This is a genomic window from Streptomyces sp. NPDC014907 (assembly GCF_055562975.1).
In genome coordinates, this window is the sequence record NZ_JBVHEG010000001.1 from 789,842 (window position 1) to 804,467 (window position 14,626).

19 protein-coding genes are annotated in these 14,626 nt (G+C 73.5%); 11 read left to right on the plus strand and 8 right to left on the minus strand.

Translation table 11 applies throughout. The features are described 5' to 3' along the window. The first annotated feature begins 42 nt into the window (after nucleotides 1-42). Together ACZ3IL_RS03505 and ACZ3IL_RS03510 are read left to right on the plus strand one after the other, a co-directional pair. A complete protein-coding gene (locus tag ACZ3IL_RS03505) occupies nucleotides 43-624 on the plus strand; it encodes a VanZ family protein (protein WP_467386121.1) in 582 nt (193 codons plus the stop codon). 90 nt (nucleotides 625-714) lie between these two features. Beyond that, complete coding sequence (locus tag ACZ3IL_RS03510) at nucleotides 715-915, plus strand: PspC domain-containing protein (RefSeq protein WP_467386123.1); 201 nt, start codon at nucleotides 715-717, stop codon at nucleotides 913-915. 88 nt (nucleotides 916-1,003) lie between these two features. On the opposite strand, the gene ACZ3IL_RS03515 is transcribed toward ACZ3IL_RS03510, so the two are convergent. Together ACZ3IL_RS03515 and ACZ3IL_RS03520 are read right to left on the minus strand one after the other, a co-directional pair. After that, the gene (locus tag ACZ3IL_RS03515; protein WP_467386125.1) at nucleotides 1,004-1,381 is read right to left on the minus strand and encodes a hypothetical protein; all 378 of its coding nucleotides are present in this window, start codon (nucleotides 1,379-1,381) and stop codon (nucleotides 1,004-1,006) included. A 187-nt stretch (nucleotides 1,382-1,568) separates the two neighbouring features. Further along, nucleotides 1,569-2,723 carry an adenosine deaminase gene (locus tag ACZ3IL_RS03520; protein ID WP_467386126.1) on the minus strand — a complete coding sequence of 385 codons (1,155 nt, stop codon included), beginning with the start codon at nucleotides 2,721-2,723 and terminating at the stop codon, nucleotides 1,569-1,571. 183 nt (nucleotides 2,724-2,906) lie between these two features. On the opposite strand from ACZ3IL_RS03520, the gene ACZ3IL_RS03525 reads away from it, so the two are divergent. From ACZ3IL_RS03525 to ACZ3IL_RS03535, 3 genes are all read left to right on the plus strand, one after another. Continuing rightward, on the plus strand, nucleotides 2,907-3,638 hold the full coding sequence (locus ACZ3IL_RS03525) for a DUF7873 family protein (protein ID WP_467386128.1): 732 nt from the start codon (nucleotides 2,907-2,909) through the stop codon (nucleotides 3,636-3,638). Nucleotides 3,639-4,147: 509 nt separating this feature from the next. After that, nucleotides 4,148-4,936, plus strand: coding sequence for a GNAT family N-acetyltransferase (locus ACZ3IL_RS03530; RefSeq protein ID WP_467386130.1), 789 nt, complete (start codon nucleotides 4,148-4,150; stop codon nucleotides 4,934-4,936). An 88-nt stretch (nucleotides 4,937-5,024) separates the two neighbouring features. Further along, the gene (locus ACZ3IL_RS03535) at nucleotides 5,025-5,798 is read left to right on the plus strand and encodes an alpha/beta hydrolase (protein WP_467386132.1); all 774 of its coding nucleotides are present in this window, start codon (nucleotides 5,025-5,027) and stop codon (nucleotides 5,796-5,798) included. A gap of 46 nt (nucleotides 5,799-5,844) precedes the next feature. Here the strand turns inward: ACZ3IL_RS03535 and ACZ3IL_RS03540 are convergent, their stop codons facing one another. Beyond that, nucleotides 5,845-6,816 (minus strand): LysR family transcriptional regulator, encoded by a 972-nt coding sequence (locus ACZ3IL_RS03540; protein WP_467386134.1) that lies wholly within the window; start codon nucleotides 6,814-6,816, stop codon nucleotides 5,845-5,847. A gap of 62 nt (nucleotides 6,817-6,878) precedes the next feature. On the opposite strand from ACZ3IL_RS03540, the gene ACZ3IL_RS03545 reads away from it, so the two are divergent. Continuing rightward, nucleotides 6,879-8,138, plus strand: a complete 1,260-nt coding sequence (locus ACZ3IL_RS03545) for an MFS transporter (RefSeq protein WP_467386136.1) — start codon at nucleotides 6,879-6,881, stop codon at nucleotides 8,136-8,138. 112 nt (nucleotides 8,139-8,250) lie between these two features. Beyond that, on the plus strand, nucleotides 8,251-8,958 hold the full coding sequence (locus ACZ3IL_RS03550) for a L,D-transpeptidase family protein (RefSeq protein ID WP_467386138.1): 708 nt from the start codon (nucleotides 8,251-8,253) through the stop codon (nucleotides 8,956-8,958). An 89-nt stretch (nucleotides 8,959-9,047) separates the two neighbouring features. Here the strand turns inward: ACZ3IL_RS03550 and ACZ3IL_RS03555 are convergent, their stop codons facing one another. Then, nucleotides 9,048-9,371, minus strand: a complete 324-nt coding sequence (locus ACZ3IL_RS03555) for a hypothetical protein (RefSeq protein WP_467386139.1) — start codon at nucleotides 9,369-9,371, stop codon at nucleotides 9,048-9,050. A 134-nt stretch (nucleotides 9,372-9,505) separates the two neighbouring features. Here ACZ3IL_RS03555 and ACZ3IL_RS03560 point away from each other — a divergent pair, with 134 nt between their 5' ends. Together ACZ3IL_RS03560 and ACZ3IL_RS03565 are read left to right on the plus strand one after the other, a co-directional pair. Then, nucleotides 9,506-9,967 (plus strand): GNAT family N-acetyltransferase, encoded by a 462-nt coding sequence (locus ACZ3IL_RS03560; protein WP_467386141.1) that lies wholly within the window; start codon nucleotides 9,506-9,508, stop codon nucleotides 9,965-9,967. Nucleotides 9,968-10,074: 107 nt separating this feature from the next. Beyond that, on the plus strand, nucleotides 10,075-11,046 hold the full coding sequence (locus ACZ3IL_RS03565) for a sigma-70 family RNA polymerase sigma factor (protein WP_467386143.1): 972 nt from the start codon (nucleotides 10,075-10,077) through the stop codon (nucleotides 11,044-11,046). Here the strand turns inward: ACZ3IL_RS03565 and ACZ3IL_RS03570 are convergent. From ACZ3IL_RS03570 to ACZ3IL_RS03580, 3 genes are all read right to left on the minus strand, one after another. After that, the gene (locus tag ACZ3IL_RS03570) at nucleotides 11,035-11,340 is read right to left on the minus strand and encodes an STAS domain-containing protein (RefSeq protein ID WP_467386145.1); all 306 of its coding nucleotides are present in this window, start codon (nucleotides 11,338-11,340) and stop codon (nucleotides 11,035-11,037) included. The genes ACZ3IL_RS03565 and ACZ3IL_RS03570 overlap by 12 nt on opposite strands. A 138-nt stretch (nucleotides 11,341-11,478) precedes the next feature. After that, nucleotides 11,479-11,691 (minus strand): DUF397 domain-containing protein, encoded by a 213-nt coding sequence (locus ACZ3IL_RS03575; protein ID WP_467386147.1) that lies wholly within the window; start codon nucleotides 11,689-11,691, stop codon nucleotides 11,479-11,481. Next, nucleotides 11,673-12,515 (minus strand): helix-turn-helix domain-containing protein, encoded by an 843-nt coding sequence (locus ACZ3IL_RS03580; protein WP_467386149.1) that lies wholly within the window; start codon nucleotides 12,513-12,515, stop codon nucleotides 11,673-11,675. Before ACZ3IL_RS03580 ends, ACZ3IL_RS03575 begins: the two co-directional genes overlap by 19 nt. 216 nt (nucleotides 12,516-12,731) lie before the next feature. On the opposite strand from ACZ3IL_RS03580, the gene ACZ3IL_RS03585 reads away from it, so the two are divergent. Both ACZ3IL_RS03585 and ACZ3IL_RS03590 read left to right on the plus strand, forming a co-directional pair. Beyond that, complete coding sequence (locus tag ACZ3IL_RS03585) at nucleotides 12,732-12,977, plus strand: hypothetical protein (RefSeq protein WP_467386151.1); 246 nt, start codon at nucleotides 12,732-12,734, stop codon at nucleotides 12,975-12,977. Next, the gene (locus ACZ3IL_RS03590) at nucleotides 12,974-13,261 is read left to right on the plus strand and encodes a hypothetical protein (protein WP_467386153.1); all 288 of its coding nucleotides are present in this window, start codon (nucleotides 12,974-12,976) and stop codon (nucleotides 13,259-13,261) included. Before ACZ3IL_RS03585 ends, ACZ3IL_RS03590 begins: the two co-directional genes overlap by 4 nt. 82 nt (nucleotides 13,262-13,343) lie before the next feature. Here ACZ3IL_RS03590 and ACZ3IL_RS03595 read toward each other — a convergent pair whose 3' ends face one another. Continuing rightward, the gene (locus ACZ3IL_RS03595; RefSeq protein ID WP_467386155.1) at nucleotides 13,344-14,621 is read right to left on the minus strand and encodes a thymidine phosphorylase; all 1,278 of its coding nucleotides are present in this window, start codon (nucleotides 14,619-14,621) and stop codon (nucleotides 13,344-13,346) included. Between the last annotated feature and the right edge of the window lie 5 nt (nucleotides 14,622-14,626).

Below are 14,626 nucleotides of genomic sequence, written 5' to 3' on the forward strand. Positions count from 1 at the left end.
CCCGGCGGAACCGATTCCGCTCGCGGACACGTCTTGGGGTGCGTGCAGCGTCAAGGTTCGGGCGGCAGTGCCGCCGTGGTCGTCCGCGTGGTGGGGTCCGTCCTCCTCCTCGCGCATCTGCTGCTCGTCGCCTGGACCGCCCTGCGGCCACGCGACGTGGCCTGGGTGACCCCGCCGAACACGGTCCCGCTGGACGGCCTGCGGGCCGATCTCGCGCTCGGCGGCGCCGAGGCGGCCCGGCTGATCGGCGAGGGCCTGGTGTTCCTCGCCCCGCTCGGGGTGCTGCTCCCGATGGCCGACGGACGGCTCCGCGTCTCCGGCTGGGCCTCGCTGGCGCGGACGACCGCCGCCGGGGCGCTGGTGTCGCTCGCGGTGGAGCTGCTCCAGACCGCGGTGCCGGGCCAGGTCGTGGACGTGGACTCGGTGCTCCTGAACACGGCCGGGGTGGCGCTCGCGCACCTCCTGGTGGTCCCGGCGGGGCGGGCCCGACTGCGCCGCAGGACGGAGACGGGCCGTGCGGGCCCCTCCGGGGGAACGGGGAGGGGCCGGGGTTCCGCCCTGCCCCGGAGCGGGGGATCTCAGGGTGCGACCCCGACGATTACCAGGGTCCCGATCGCCCGGTAGACCGACGCTTCGTCCTCTTTGCGGCGGCAGGATGGGAGATGTCGGGAACCCGGAGGAGCGGTTCCCGGACCGACTCCGAAGGAGCCCACCATGGCCGCACTGATCCGCCCCCGTGACGGACGCGTGATCGGCGGGGTGTGCGCGGCGCTGGCACGGCGCTTCGGCACCTCCGCGACGACGATGCGCCTGATCTTCCTGGTCTCGTGCCTGCTGCCGGGACCGCAGTTCCTGCTGTACCTGGCGCTGTGGGTGCTGATGCCGGCGGAGAAGACGCCGAGCGCCGCCTGGTAGGCGGCGGCCCGCGCACGCGAAGGGGCGCGCGCCCGGAGAGATCCGGGTGCGCGCCCCTTCCGTGCCGTACGGGACCGTACGGGCCGGGTCAGCCGAGGGGCAGGCCGTTCAGCGGGAGGCCGCCCAGCGGAAGGCCGCCGAGGAGGCCGCCGAGCGGGGTGGCGCCGAGGCCGCCGGCCGCGGTGTCGAGCGGCAGGTTCTGGGTGGCCTGGCCGGCGGCGGCCGGGAGGGTCTTCACCCCCTGGTCCAGGCCCTGGCCGAGGGCGCCCTGCCCGGCACCGAGGGACTCGGCGGCACCGTCGGGGAGCTCGGTGAGGCCGTCTCCCAGCGGGACGGTCTGGGTGACCGTGCCGAGCGCGTCGGGGAGGGCGGGCGCGGCCGGGGCCGCGGAGGCCGTGCCCGCGGCGGCGGCGGCGAAAGCGGCACCGAGGGCGGCGACACCGAGCTTCTTGGCGGACTGCTTCATCTGTAAAACTTCCTTGGGAATCCGTGGGCTTCCGGACGGGCCGGGAAAGCCGGGAGGGGAAATCCGGAGAATCGGGAATGCAGAGCGGCTTAGCAACCTAACCACCGCCCGACACCTCCGCAAACACCGGAAAGCGGCCGGGTCCCGTGCCGACCCGGCCGCTCCCGCCCCCTCCAGGGGGATTCGCTCAGTCCTCCGTACGGGAAGACCCACTGGTCAGCGCGGTTCCCTGGAACAGCCATTCGGACTTCAGCTCGGCGTATCCGGGCTTGATGACCTCGTTGATCATGGCGAGTCTTTCATCGAAAGGAATGAACGCCGACTTCATCGCATTGACAGAAAACCATTGCATGTCGTCGAGCGTGTAATCGAACGCCTCGGTCAGCAGCTCGAATTCACGGCTCATGCTGGTCCCGCTCATGAGGCGGTTGTCGGTGTTGACCGTGGCGCGGAAGTGCAGGGTGCGGAGCAGGCCGATGGGGTGCTCCGCGATCGACGCGGCGGCGCCGGTCTGGAGGTTGGAGGAGGGGCACATCTCCAGGGGGACGCGCTTGTCGCGGACGTAGGCGGCGAGGCGGCCGAGGCGCACCGAGCCGTCGCCGGCGACCTCGATGTCGTCGATGATCCGGACGCCGTGGCCGAGGCGGTCGGCCCCGCACCACTGGAGCGCCTGCCAGATGGAGGGGAGCCCGAAGGCCTCTCCGGCGTGGATCGTGAAGTGGTTGTTCTCCCGCTTGAGGTACTCGAAGGCGTCGAGGTGGCGGGTGGGCGGGTAACCGGCCTCGGCGCCCGCGATGTCGAAGCCGACGACGCCGGAGTCCCGGTGACGGTTGGCGAGTTCGGCGATCTCCAGGGAGCGGGCCGCGTGCCGCATGGCGGTGAGCAGGGCGCCGATCCGGATGCGGTGCCCGTCGGCCCTGGCCCGCCGCTCGCCCTCGCGGAACCCGTCGTTGACGGCCTCCACGACCTCTTCGAGGGTGAGGCCGCCCTCCAGGTGCTGCTCGGGGGCGTAGCGCACCTCCGCGTACACCACGCCGTCCTCGGCGAGGTCGACGGCGCACTCGGCGGCGACGCGGAAGAGGGCCTCCCGGGTCTGCATGACGGCGCAGGTGTGCGCGAAGGTCTCCAGGTACCGCTCCAGGGACCCGGAGTCGGCGGCTTCGCGGAACCAGGCGCCGAGCTTGTCGGGCTCCGTCTCGGGGAGCTGTCCGTAGCCCTGCTCCCGGGCGAGTTCGATGATCGTGCCGGGGCGCAGTCCGCCGTCGAGGTGGTCGTGGAGCAGCACCTTCGGGGCACGGCGGATCTGGTCCGCGGTGGGGACGTTGGGGGTCTGGCTCGTCATTTCGGCACTCTAGCCCCTACGCGCGTAGAGAGCGCCTCGCGGCGCCGGGCCCGTAGCGGTTTCCCGGCGGTGCGTCCCGGCCCGGGCTCGCGCGCGCCCGCCCTTTTTCCGGCCGGAAGGGAAGGGGGGCGGGTGGACGTTTAATCGGATGTGCGTACGGCGCGGGGTTGTTAGGTTCGCCGTGTGCCGAAGCTGAATCAGATCATCGCCGTCGAAAAGGGCGTCAAGTCCAGGGCCCTCCAGGAGCTCGCCCAGGCGCACCAGGACGTGCAGAAGCCCGCCCTGCTGGCCGGCATCTCCCGGACCTACCAGCCCAAGGACGAGGAGGGCGAGCAGCTGCCGCCCGAGTCCACGCGGGTGCAGATCAAGGCCGAGGACGCCCTGCGGGCGACCGCCGGGACGCTGACGCGGCTCTTCGACGTGACCGCGACGAAGGACTGGGCGAACCGGTCCGCGGCGGCGGACGTGGTGGTCGACGGTGCGGTGCTGCTGCCCCAGGTGCCCGTCCCGTACCTGTTGTTCCTGGAGAAGCAGCTCACCGATCTGCACGCCTTCGTGCGCAAGCTGCCGGTGCTCGACGCCTCCGAGTCGTGGAACCTGGACCCCTCGACGGACTCGTGGAAGACGGACCCGGTGCGGACCATCCGCACGAAGAAGGTTCCGCGCAACCACGTGAAGGCCGAGGCGACGGAGAAGCACCCGGCTCAGGTCGAGGTGTACTACGAGGACGTCCCGGTCGGTTACTGGACCACGGTGAAGTTCTCCGGCGCGCTGCCCGCCCGGCGGGTCAACGAGATCCTCGACCGCGTCGAGAAGCTCCAGCAGGCCGTCAAGTTCGCCCGCGAGGAGGCGAACGGCACCGAGGTCACCGACCAGCGGGTCGGCGACGCGGTGTTCGGCTACCTCTTCCGGTAGCCCCACACACGCCCTCCGTCGCGAGCGGAGGGTGCGCGATGAGCGCAGGCTGAAACTGATGCCGAAGCTGACGGAGGGGTGGCAGCCGGGGGTCCGGACCCCTCCCCCGCACCAGGTGCGGGGGAGGACCCGGGCCCGGCGGAGGCGGCCCCCGTGAATCTCAGATTCTCGCTCCAGTCTCAGTATTCGCCGCCGAACACCGGAACGACCGAACGCGGGCGGACATCCACGGATGGGGGTTCAAGTCCCTCCGGCGCCTCTCCCGTGGCGCTGTAGCTCAAAGGCAGAGCACGTCGATCTCAAGATGACCCGCGGTCTTGAACGCGTCCGGTGTGCGCACATGGGTGGCAAACTGGAGCCCGGGAGCTGGACATGCTCCCGGGCTCCGTCACGTCCCGGCCCGCGACCCGTGCCGCGCGTCGGGCGCGTACCCGGCCGGCCCGGCGACGGAGCCGGAGCCGTAGCCGGAGCCGGAGAAGCCCTCCCGGTCACGGCACTAGCCTGCGTCCATGACCACCCCGATACCGGCCTCCGGGGCCCACCGCGCCGCACCGCACCGCGTCCACGCCTTCCTGTCCGGTTTCCACCGCCGCCAGGCGGCCCGCACCGCCGCCTTCCCCGGCGGCTTCGCCGTGTTCGACGACGCGTACGCGCTGTCCCGGGGCAACAACCACGTGCTGGTCGACGGGGAGACCGACCCCGGGGCGCTGCCCGCCCGGGTCGAGGCGCTGATGGGCCACCTCCCGTACCGCAGCGTCCACGTCCTGCGCGAGGAGGTCGCCGCCGCCTGCCGGGAGCCGATGGCCCGGGCGGGGTACCGGCACTCGGTCTCGCTGCTCATGGGCCACACCGGCCCCGTGCCGGAGCACGGCGGGGCCCGCGAGGTGGACCTGGACGCGCTGCGCGGGCCGGTCACCGCGTCCTGGCACCGCCTCGCCCCGCACGCCTCCGCCGCGCACGTCCGGGATCTGGTGGAGCGGCGGGCCGCCCGGCGGCGGGGCGCGGAGGACGTCCGGTTCCTCGCCTCGCGCGGCGCGGACGGCGCGGTGGCCGGCTGGGCCGACCTCTACCTCGAACCGGCGGCCGGGGTGGCGCAGATCGAGGACCTGGTCACCGACGGGGACCACCTCGGACGGGGGCACGCCCGGGCCGTCCTGGACACGGCGCTGCACCTCGCCGCCGGGGCGGGCTGCGCCCTCCGCTTCCTGACCGCGCGTCCGGACGACTGGCCGCACCGCTGGTACGCCCGGAGGGGGTTCGGGACGATCGGCCGCGTCTCCGTCTTCGAACGGGACTGAGGCGCACGGGCGTTCGCTCTCCGGACGATACGTAACAGAGATCGCGCGTACCACTGGCGTACACCTCCGATTCTGAGACTGTTCTGTCATGGCGCACTTCGCACTCGTGGGGCCGCCCGACGCACGGAGACCCCGGCTCGGACGGCCTGTTGGAGGTTCCCGCACGTCGGCGGTGGGCGGCGTGGTGCTGCTCCTGCCGGACGGCGAGCCGGCGTCGGGGCGGCGGGCCTCCGTACGGGCCCACGCGGCGATGCTCCCGCTCGGGCGGGCCCTGGTGCGGGCCGGCCGGTCCGAGGGGCTGGCCGCGCACGTGGTGCGCTACCGGGCGCGCGGCTGGAACGGCGCGGACGCGGACCTCGCGGCGGACGCCGCCTGGGCGGTCGCGGAGGCGGTACGGCTCTACGGCGACGTCCCGGTCTGCCTCGCCGGGCACGGGCTCGGCGGCCGGGCGGCGCTGCGGGCGGCCGGACAGGAGGCGGTCGGCGCGGTCCTGGCGCTCGCGCCGTGGCTGCCGGAGGACGACGTGGCGGCGGAGCCCGAACCGGTGCGGCAGCTGGTGGGACGCCGGGTGCTGCTGGTGCACGGCACGAACGACGCGCGGAGGGACCCGGAGCTGTCGTTCCGGTTCGCCGAGCGGGCCAAGAAGGCGAACCGGGAAACCTGCCGCTTCGAGGTGCACGCGGACGGCCACGCGCTGCGCCAGTACGCGGCCGAGGTACGGGCCCTGGCCACGGACTTCGTCCTCGGTTCCCTCTTCGCCCGGCCGGTCGCCCGGCCGCTGACCGACGCGATGGCGGCGCCCCCGCCGCTCGGCCTGCGGATGCCGCTGGCGGCGGGGTTCGGGAGCGCGCGGCGGCGGTGAGCCGGGGCGTCCGCTCACGGAAGCGGCGGTGAGCCGGGGCGTCCGCTCACGGGGGCGGCGGGGGCTCCTTCGGCAGCAGGTGGCCGCGCCTGCCGAGCAGGAACTTCTTGAAGGCGGCCACCGGGGTCGTGTCCGGGTGGCCGTCGAGCCAGGCGACGCCGATCTCGCGGACCGCGCGCGGGGCGGTGACGGTCAGTTCGACGACACCGGGGCGGGGGACGGCCGGCGGGGGCAGCAGCGCGACGCCGAGGCCGGCGGCGACCAGGCCGCGCAGGGTCTCGGCCTCCTCGCCCTCGAAGGCCACCCGGGGCCTGAACCCGGCCTCCGCGCACAGGTCGTCGGTGATGCGGCGCAGCCCGTACCCCGGCTCCAGGGTCACGAAGGTCTCGTCGGCGGCCTCCGCGAGCCGCACCCGTTTGCGTCCGGCGAGCCGGTGGTCGTCGGGCACGACGAGCCGCAGCCGCTGCTCGTCGAGGCGCCGGGCCACCAGGTCGGGGGCGTCCGGCACCGGCGAGGTCAGGCAGAGGTCGAGGTCCCCGGCCCGGAGCCGTTCGATCATGGCCTCGCCGTAGTTCTGGACCAGGGTGAAGCGGACGCGGGGATGGTCGACGCGGAAGGCGCGGATGAGCCCGGGGACGGTCTCGGAGCCCATGGTGTGCAGGAAGCCGAAGGCGACCCGCCCGGCGGCCGGGTCGGCGTCGGCCCGTACGGTGTCGGCGGCCCGCTCCACCTCCGCGAGGGCCCGTTCGGCGGCGGCGAGGAAGCGGCGGCCCGCCGGGGTGAGGGAGACCGTGCGGCCCCGGCGGGCGAAGAGGGCCACGCCGAGGTCCTGTTCGAGCCGGACCATCGCCCGCGAGAGCGTGGACTGCGGGACGCCCATCTCGGCCGCCGCCCTGGTCACGTGCTCGTGCCGGGCGACGGCCGCGAAGTAGGCGAGCCGGGGCGCGAGCAGCGGTCCCATGTCTTCTTCGTTACTGTTCGGTGACAGCCGGGGCTGTGACCTGTACTCATGCGCCATGGGAACGATTACAGCAGTTTCGTGCATTGGACGCATGAAAGCCGCCGTCCTACGTTCGTGACATGCCTTCCGCCAGTACCAGGGCGGCCGCCGTCCCCGCGTCCGCCGACACCCGTCTCTCCCCCGGAGCCCCCGGCTACCGCCGCATGAGCCTCGCGCTCTTCGCCGCCGGACTGGCCGCCTTCACCCTCCTCTACTCCACGCAGGCCCTCCTCCCGGCGATCTCCGCCGGGTTCGGCGCCACCGCCTCCGCCGCCTCGTGGACGGTCTCCGCCGCGACCGGCGCCCTGGCCCTGTGCGTCCTGCCGTTCAGCGCCCTCTCGGAGCGCTTCGGCCGGCGCGCGACGATGACCGCCTCCCTCTCGGTCGCGGTCGCCCTGGCGCTCCTGGTGCCGTTCGCCCCGGACCTGGAGTCCCTGGTCGTCCTCCGCGCGCTCCAGGGCGCGGCGCTGGCCGGGCTCCCCGCCTCCGCGATGGCGTACCTCGCCGAGGAGGTGCGGCCCCGGGCGCTGGTCGGCGCGATCGGCCTCTTCGTGGCGGGCAACTCCGTGGGCGGCATGAGCGGCCGGATCGTGTCCGGCTGGATCGCCCAGATGTGGGGCTGGCGCGCGGGGCTGGCCGCCGTCGGCCTGACCTCCCTGGTGTGCGCGCTCGCCTTCCGCGCGCTCCTCCCGAAGGCCCGGCACTTCACGCCCGGCACGCTGAACCCGAACGCCCTCGCCCGGACCGTGCGGGCCCACCTCGCCGACCCGCTGCTCCTGCGCCTCTACGTGATCGGCGCGCTGTTCATGACGGTGTTCGGCGCGGTGTACACGGTGATCGGCTACCGCCTGGTGGAGGCCCCGTTCTCGCTCCCGCAGGGCGTGATCGGCTCGGTCTTCCTGGTGTACCTGGTCGGCACGGTCTCCTCGGCCGCCGCCGGGAAGCTCGTCGGGCGGCTCGGACGGCGCGGGGCGCTCTACCTGGCGGTCTCCACCACGGCGGCGGGTCTGCTGCTCTCGCTGTCCGACGCGCTGCCGGCGGTCCTGGCGGGCCTGGTCCTGATCACGGCCGGCTTCTTCGCGGGCCACGCGGTCGCGTCCTCCTCGGTGAGCCGCACGGCGAAGACGGGCCGGGCGCAGGCCTCCGCGCTCTACCAGTCCGCGTACTACCTCGGCTCCAGCGCGGGCGGCACGCTCGGCGCGGTGGCCTTCCACGCCGGCGGCTGGGCGGGCACGGTCCTGGTCGGCCTGGTCGCGGTCCTCGGCGTCGTCTCGGTCACCCTGTACGGCACGCACAGCGCGCGGGTGGAGGCGCGGCGGCTCCGTCCGGCGGCCGCCTGACCCGCCGTCCCGTGCCGGGCGGCGGGAACCGCCCCCTTTCCCCGGGCGGACCGCAACCGCGAGACTCCCCCGTACGTCTTCACGGGCAGAACTCCAGGGGGTGTTGAGGATCATGAAGGAAGCGATACGGCGGACGGGCCGGAGGGCGGCCGTCACGGCCGGTCTGACGGCGCTCGTGGTGCCGCTGACGGTGGCGCTCGGCGCGGGGACGGCGGAGGCCGCGTCCTGCAACGTGACGACCGGGCCGTACCAGAAGCAGGTGGAGAAGTTCCTGGGCCGGCCGGTGGACGGGCGCCAGTCGGCCGCCGACTGCAAGGCCGTCCAGGCCTTCCAGAGGACGCACGGCATCACGCCGGCCGCGGGGTACGCGGGCACGATCACCTGGCGCACCATGAACACGATGCTCCAGCAGAGGGCGGCCGGGACGAACCCCAACAAGAACCGCGCGTGCCCGACCAACAAGGGCCGGATCGCCTGCGTCGACCTGACGCGGCAGCTCACGTGGATCCAGGACGGCGCCAGGCTGAAGTACGGTCCGGTGCCGGTGCGCACGGGCAAGGACGGGACCGAGACCCGTACCGGACTGAAGAAGATCTACTGGCGGAACATCAACCACTGGTCCACGATCTACCACGTCTCCATGCCGTACTCGCAGTTCTTCGACGGCGGCCAGGCCTTCCACTCGACCACCAAGTCCATGTGGAACCCGCCGGGTTCGGGCGGCTGCGTGAACATGCGGCCGGCCGACGCGAAGGCGTACTGGAACCTGCTGCGGAACGGCGACGACGTCTTCGTCTACGGACGCAAGCCGGGAACCTGACCCCGGCCGGTTCCCGCTCCGCGGGGCCGGGGCGGGTATGCGTACCCGCCCCGGCCCCGTTCTACGGGCCGGTGCCCGCCCCGGCCCGACTACTGCGCCGCCAGCCAGGCCGCCCCCGCGGAGTGGACGTGCAGGTCGACGACGACCTCCTCGCCCTCCGGGCGCCCGCGCTCCGGGATCGCCAGGCCGATCAGCGCCAGGTCACCGGCCCGGCTCCGCAGCTCGTACTGCTCGTGGGTCTCCTCGCCGACGTCGTCCGACTCGTCACGCTCCCAGGCGGCCACCGCGGCCTCGGCCACGGCCCTGGGCAGGCGCACGGTGACGCGGCCGACCCGGGCGTCGACGTGTCTCCCGACGGCCGCCAGCACCGTGGAGTCCTCCCGGTACCGGACGTACTGCTCCTGATCCGTCACGGGGCGAGGCTACCCGGACTCCCGGGCCCGTTCCGACCGGATTCCGGCAGAGCACGTCTTCGTCCGGCCGGAGCGGACTCCGCGCGACCGCCGGGTGCGAAGATCGAAGGACCCACAGCTGATCGGGGGCACAGATGGACGTGTGGATCAGGCCCGCGCGGGCGACGGAGGCCGGTGTGCTCACCGACCTGGCGCTGCGGTCCAAGGCGCATTGGGGATACGGCGCCGAGTTCCTGGAAGCGTGCCGGGAGGAGCTCACCGTCGCCGCGGACGAGGTCGCGCGCCGACGGGCCGTGGTGGCCGAACGGGAGGGCCGCGTGCTGGGCTTCACGACCCTTGAGGGAGAGCCGCCCACGGGTGTCCTGGGCATGATGTTCGTCGATCCGCAGGCCATCGGCCGGGGGATCGGCCGCCTGCTGTTCGAGCACACCGTCGCCGCCGGGCGGGACCTGGGGTTCACCCGGCTCACGATCGACGCGGACCCGAACGCCGAGCCCTTCTACCGTGCGATGGGCGCCGTCCGCACGGGGGACGTCCCGTCGGGCTCCCTCGCCGGCAGGGTGCTGCCGCGGATGGTCGTCACCGTCCGGCGCTGAACCGGGGCCCGTCCGGTGAACCCGTGCGGCCGGAGGGCCGGACCCGGTAACTTCCCTCTCACCGGCACCGGACGGGTGCCGGCGAGGGGTGAGTGGGGTGTGACCCGATGAACGACGCCGCGGTCGTGACGACCGAGGAACTCGACAAGTACCGCCGTGAACTGACCGGTTACTGCTACCGGATGCTCGGCTCGTCCTTCGAGGCGGAGGACGCGGTGCAGGACACCATGGTCCGCGCCTGGAAGGCAGTCGACTCCTTCGAGGGCCGCTCCTCGCTGCGGTCCTGGCTGTACCGGATCGCCACCAACGTCTGCCTGGACGCGCTGAACGCGGGCAACCGGCGGGCGCGGCCGATGGACCTGACCGGCCCGACGCCGGTGGCGCGGGCACAGCTCGTGAAGCAGCCGGAGATCACCTGGCTGGAGCCGGTGCCGGACGGGCGGGTGCTGCCCTCGGTGGCCGACCCGGCGGAGGCGGCCGTCGCCCGGGAGACCGTGCGGCTCGCGTTCGTGGCCGCGCTCCAGCACCTGCCGCCCAAGCAGCGGGCGGTCCTCATCCTGCGCGAGGTGCTGGCCTGGCGGGCGAGCGAGGTCGCGGAGCTGCTCGGCACCTCCGTCGCCTCGGTCAACAGCGCGCTCCAGCGGGCCCGCGCGACCCTGGCCGAACGGGCGCCGGCCGCCTCGGACGCGGCGGACCCGCTGGACGAGGAGCAGCGGGCCCTCCTGGAGCGGTACGTGGCCGCCTTCGAGGGCTACGACATGAAGGCGCTGACCGCGCTCCTCCACGAGGACGCGACGATGTCCATGCCGCCGTACGACCTGTGGCTCCGGGGCCACGACGACATCGTGGGCTGGATGCTGGGCGTCGGCGACGTGTGCCGCGGCTCGAAGCTGGTCCCGACGGTGGCCAACGGCTCCCCGGCCTTCGCGCACTACCACCCGGACCCGGAGGGCGGTTACAGCCCGTGGGCGCTGATCGTCCTGGAGCTGCGGGACGGCAAGGTGGCCGGGATGGACTTCTTCCTGGACACCCCGCGCTGGTTCCCGCTCTTCGACCTGCCGGAGCGGCTAGAGGCCTAGCGTCTCCTCCAGCCCGGCGAGCCGGAGCAGGGACCGCAGGTCGGGCCCCACTCCGCGGAAGCGGATGCGGTGGCCGTGCCGGGCCGCCGCGAGCCCGAGCCGGGCGAGGGCGTCGACGGCGGCGAGGTCGGCCCGTACGAGCGCGCCGGCCTCGCAGACCACCCCGGCGGGCGGGGCGGCGGCGAGCCGCGCGCAGAGGCGGGCGACCTCCTCCCGCCCGGGCCGGGCGGTCAGGGTCACGACGAGGGGGCGGCCGGTGTCCGGTTCGCCGGCGCCCGGCTGGCTGGTGTCCACGCCCGATGTGACCGGCCCGGGGGCGGGAACTCATCGGAGGCGCCTCCGGTCGGGGCGGCCGGCGGGTGGAGCGGGGCGGCACGGCCCGACGACGACGGCCCCGCGAACCGGAAGGTTCGCGGGGCCGTCGCCACACACTCAGCCGTTCAGGCACCCGCCCTTGACCGCCGCGACGAAGGAGGACCAGCCACCCGCCGGGAACACGAGGACCGGGCCGCGCGGGGCCTTGCTGTCCCGTACGGGGACGACGAGGGGGGCGAAGTCGTCGGAGACCTCGACGCATTCGCCGCCGTCGGAGTTGCTGTAGGAACTCTTGCGCCAAGAAGCAGCACTCAGGTCGATGCGTCGCACGGTACTTCCTCCAACAAGGCCAGAACGAACTTCTGCGACTCGGCCGGAGAAAGCGCCAGGTCACGCATCGCATCGTACGCACGCTGCAAGGGCTCGACCGAAGTGCTCTCCTCGATCAGCTCGCCATGGTGGGCGTTCTCCGTGTACGCAACGGTACGCCCGCTGTGCAATCGCAGGAACATCACGGCGGTGCTGTTCAGACCGTGCACACCGGTGCGCAGAGGGAGGATCTGCAACGTCACGTCTGGGCGCTCCGCCACCTCCAGCAGGTGTTCGAGCTGCGTGCGCCACTCCCCCGCGTCTCGCAGCGGTGTCCGCAGAACCGCCTCCGCCAGGATCGTCCTGAACGGCGGTGCGTCCTCCCCCTCCAGCAGCGCCTTCCGGTCCATCCGGGCTTCGACCTGCTGGTCCAACTCCTTTCCTTTGTATCCGCCCGCCGCCAGCAGTTCCCGCGCGTACTCCGCCGTCTGCAACAAGCCCGGCAGCACGCTCACCGCGAAGTGCCACAGGCTCACCGCCTCGGCCTCCAGCGTCATGTACCGCCGGTACCGCTCCTTGAACTGCGACTTGTCCCCCGCCGCCAGTTCCCACAGGGCGAGCAGCAGCTCCGGCGTCCCGTAGAACGTGTCCAGGGCCCGGACCACGTCCGGGCTGCCGAGCGTCTCGCCCTTCTCCATCTTCCCGAACAGGGACCAGTCCCAGCCCACCCGTTCCCCGAGCTGCCGCAGGCTCAGCTTGCGACCGGTCCGGAGTATCCGCAGCTCCTCGGCGAACCGCTGGCGCGGCTCCTGGCTGCGGCCGCTGACCACTCGTCGCTGCGGCATGACGCTCTTCCCTCCGGGTCGCTCACGCGGGCTGACCGTACGACCGGCTGTGGAAGGTGTGGAACCCGCGCGGCACGGCGGGGAAGCACACCCCCGTCCACAGCCGGCCCGCCCACCTCCAAGCACATCCTCGTCACACCTGGGCTACGCAGCGTAATCCACCGCATGTCATCGGGTCCGGGAAACGACTGAACCGACCCACGAGGAGTGAGCCCCATGACCCCCGCCCCGCACGAGCCGGTCACCACCACGCCCAAGATCCGGGAGGCCCTGGACGCGCGGGACGCCCTCGCCGCCGCCCTCTCCCGGGCCGGCGTCCAGCTCCCCGCCCTGGACGTCCGCACCCCCTGGCCGGACGAGCGCGAGGAGGAGGCCCGGTACGCCCTCGTCCACCTCGGCGTCTGCTCCGCGCCCGTCGCCCACGCCCTCGCCGCCGTGATCACGAGCGGGCTCGCGCGGTGACCCGCGAAGGCGACGGCGTCCCGCGCGTCGGCGCGGTCGTCCTCGACACCGCCCGCAACGTCGTGGGCCGCGTCACGGGGGCCGGGGGCGCGTACCTCCGGCTCCGCCCCCTCTGCGGCGGCCCCGCGTGGGAGGTCGTACCGGCGGATCTGCATCGCCTCACCGGCGCGGAGCTGCTGAGCGCCCTCGTCGCCGAGGCCAACGCGCGCAGCCGGCGGAACAGCGGTGACGGGCCGCCGTACGGGCCGGGCCCGACGGGGTCAGAGGCCGGGATCTCCCCGTGACGCGCCCGGTACGCCGAACGGGACCGGTGGGGGTCCACCGGTCCCGTTCGCCCGAAGGTGTCATCGGCACATGCCGAGGCCGTTACGCGATGCGGTCCAGGACGATCGGCGCCGCCGTGAAGTCCGTGCCCGCCGGGGCGATGTCCCAGGCGCCCTCCAGGGAGCCCAGGGCGTAGTCGAACTTCTCCGGGGTGTCCGTGTGCAGGGTCATCAGGGGCTGTCCCGCCGTGACCGTGTCGCCCGGCTTGGCGTGCAGCTCGACGCCCGCGCCCGCCTGCACCGGGTCCTCCTTGCGGGCGCGGCCCGCGCCCAGGCGCCAGGCGGCGATGCCGACGCCGTACGCGTCCAGGCGGGTCAGGACGCCGGACGACGGGGCCGTCACGACGTGCTGCTCGCGGGCGACCGGGAGGGCCGCGTCCGGGTCGCCGCCCTGGGCCGCGATCATCCGGCGCCAGACGTCCATCGCGGAGCCGTCGGCGAGGGCCTTCGCCGGGTCGGCGTCCTTGATCCCGGCCGCGTCGAGCATCTCCCGGGCGAGGGCGATCGTCAGCTCGACGACGTCCGCCGGGCCGCCGCCCGCCAGGACCTCGACCGACTCGCGGACCTCCAGCGCGTTGCCGGCGGTCAGGCCGAGCGGGGTCGACATGTCGGTGAGGAGGGCGACGGTCCTCACGCCGCTGTCGGTGCCGAGGGCGACCATGGTGGAGGCCAGTTCGCGGGCGTCCTCGACGGTCTTCATGAAGGCGCCGGTGCCGACCTTGACGTCCAGGACGAGCGAGCCGGTGCCCTCGGCGATCTTCTTGGACATGATCGAGGAGGCGATCAGCGGGATCGCCTCGACCGTGCCGGTGACGTCGCGGAGCGCGTAGAGCTTCTTGTCCGCCGGGGCCAGGCCGTCGCCCGCCGCGCAGATGACGGCGCCGGTGGTGTCGAGGACGTGCAGCATCTCCTCGTTGGAGAGGAGCGCGCGCCAGCCGGGGATCGACTCCAGCTTGTCGAGGGTGCCGCCGGTGTGGCCGAGGCCCCGGCCGGAGAGCTGCGGCACGGCCGCGCCGCAGGCGGCGACGAGCGGGGCGAGCGGGAGGGTGATCTTGTCGCCGACGCCGCCGGTGGAGTGCTTGTCGGCGGTGGGGCGGGAGAGGGAGGAGAAGTCCATGCGCTCGCCGGAGGCGATCATGGCCGCGGTCCAGCGGGCGATCTCGTCGCGGTTCATGCCGTTCAGCAGGATCGCCATGGCCAGGGCGGACATCTGCTCGTCGGCGACCGTGCCGCGGGTGTAGGCGTCGATGACCCAGTCGATCTGCTCGGGGCTCAGCTCGCCCCTGTCCCGCTTGGTGCGGATGACGGAGATGACGTCCATGGGGT

Bases quoted from the DNA above. Each gene is read 5' to 3' on its own strand.
- ACZ3IL_RS03520 (WP_467386126.1), bottom strand. From the start codon at position 2,723: ATGACGAGCCAGACCCCCAACGTCCCCACCGCGGACCAGATCCGCCGT.
- ACZ3IL_RS03550 (WP_467386138.1), top strand. From the start codon at position 8,251: ATGAAGGAAGCGATACGGCGGACGGGCCGGAGGGCGGCCGTCACGGCC.
- ACZ3IL_RS03530 (WP_467386130.1), top strand. From the start codon at position 4,148: ATGACCACCCCGATACCGGCCTCCGGGGCCCACCGCGCCGCACCGCAC.
- ACZ3IL_RS03595 (WP_467386155.1), bottom strand. From the start codon at position 14,621: ATGGACGTCATCTCCGTCATCCGCACCAAGCGGGACAGGGGCGAGCTG.
- ACZ3IL_RS03545 (WP_467386136.1), top strand. From the start codon at position 6,879: ATGCCTTCCGCCAGTACCAGGGCGGCCGCCGTCCCCGCGTCCGCCGAC.
- ACZ3IL_RS03580 (WP_467386149.1), bottom strand. From the start codon at position 12,515: ATGCCGCAGCGACGAGTGGTCAGCGGCCGCAGCCAGGAGCCGCGCCAG.
- ACZ3IL_RS03510 (WP_467386123.1), top strand. From the start codon at position 715: ATGGCCGCACTGATCCGCCCCCGTGACGGACGCGTGATCGGCGGGGTG.
- ACZ3IL_RS03585 (WP_467386151.1), top strand. From the start codon at position 12,732: ATGACCCCCGCCCCGCACGAGCCGGTCACCACCACGCCCAAGATCCGG.
- ACZ3IL_RS03515 (WP_467386125.1), bottom strand. From the start codon at position 1,381: ATGAAGCAGTCCGCCAAGAAGCTCGGTGTCGCCGCCCTCGGTGCCGCT.
- ACZ3IL_RS03560 (WP_467386141.1), top strand. From the start codon at position 9,506: ATGGACGTGTGGATCAGGCCCGCGCGGGCGACGGAGGCCGGTGTGCTC.
- ACZ3IL_RS03565 (WP_467386143.1), top strand. From the start codon at position 10,075: ATGAACGACGCCGCGGTCGTGACGACCGAGGAACTCGACAAGTACCGC.
- ACZ3IL_RS03540 (WP_467386134.1), bottom strand. From the start codon at position 6,816: ATGGCGCATGAGTACAGGTCACAGCCCCGGCTGTCACCGAACAGTAAC.
- ACZ3IL_RS03535 (WP_467386132.1), top strand. From the start codon at position 5,025: ATGGCGCACTTCGCACTCGTGGGGCCGCCCGACGCACGGAGACCCCGG.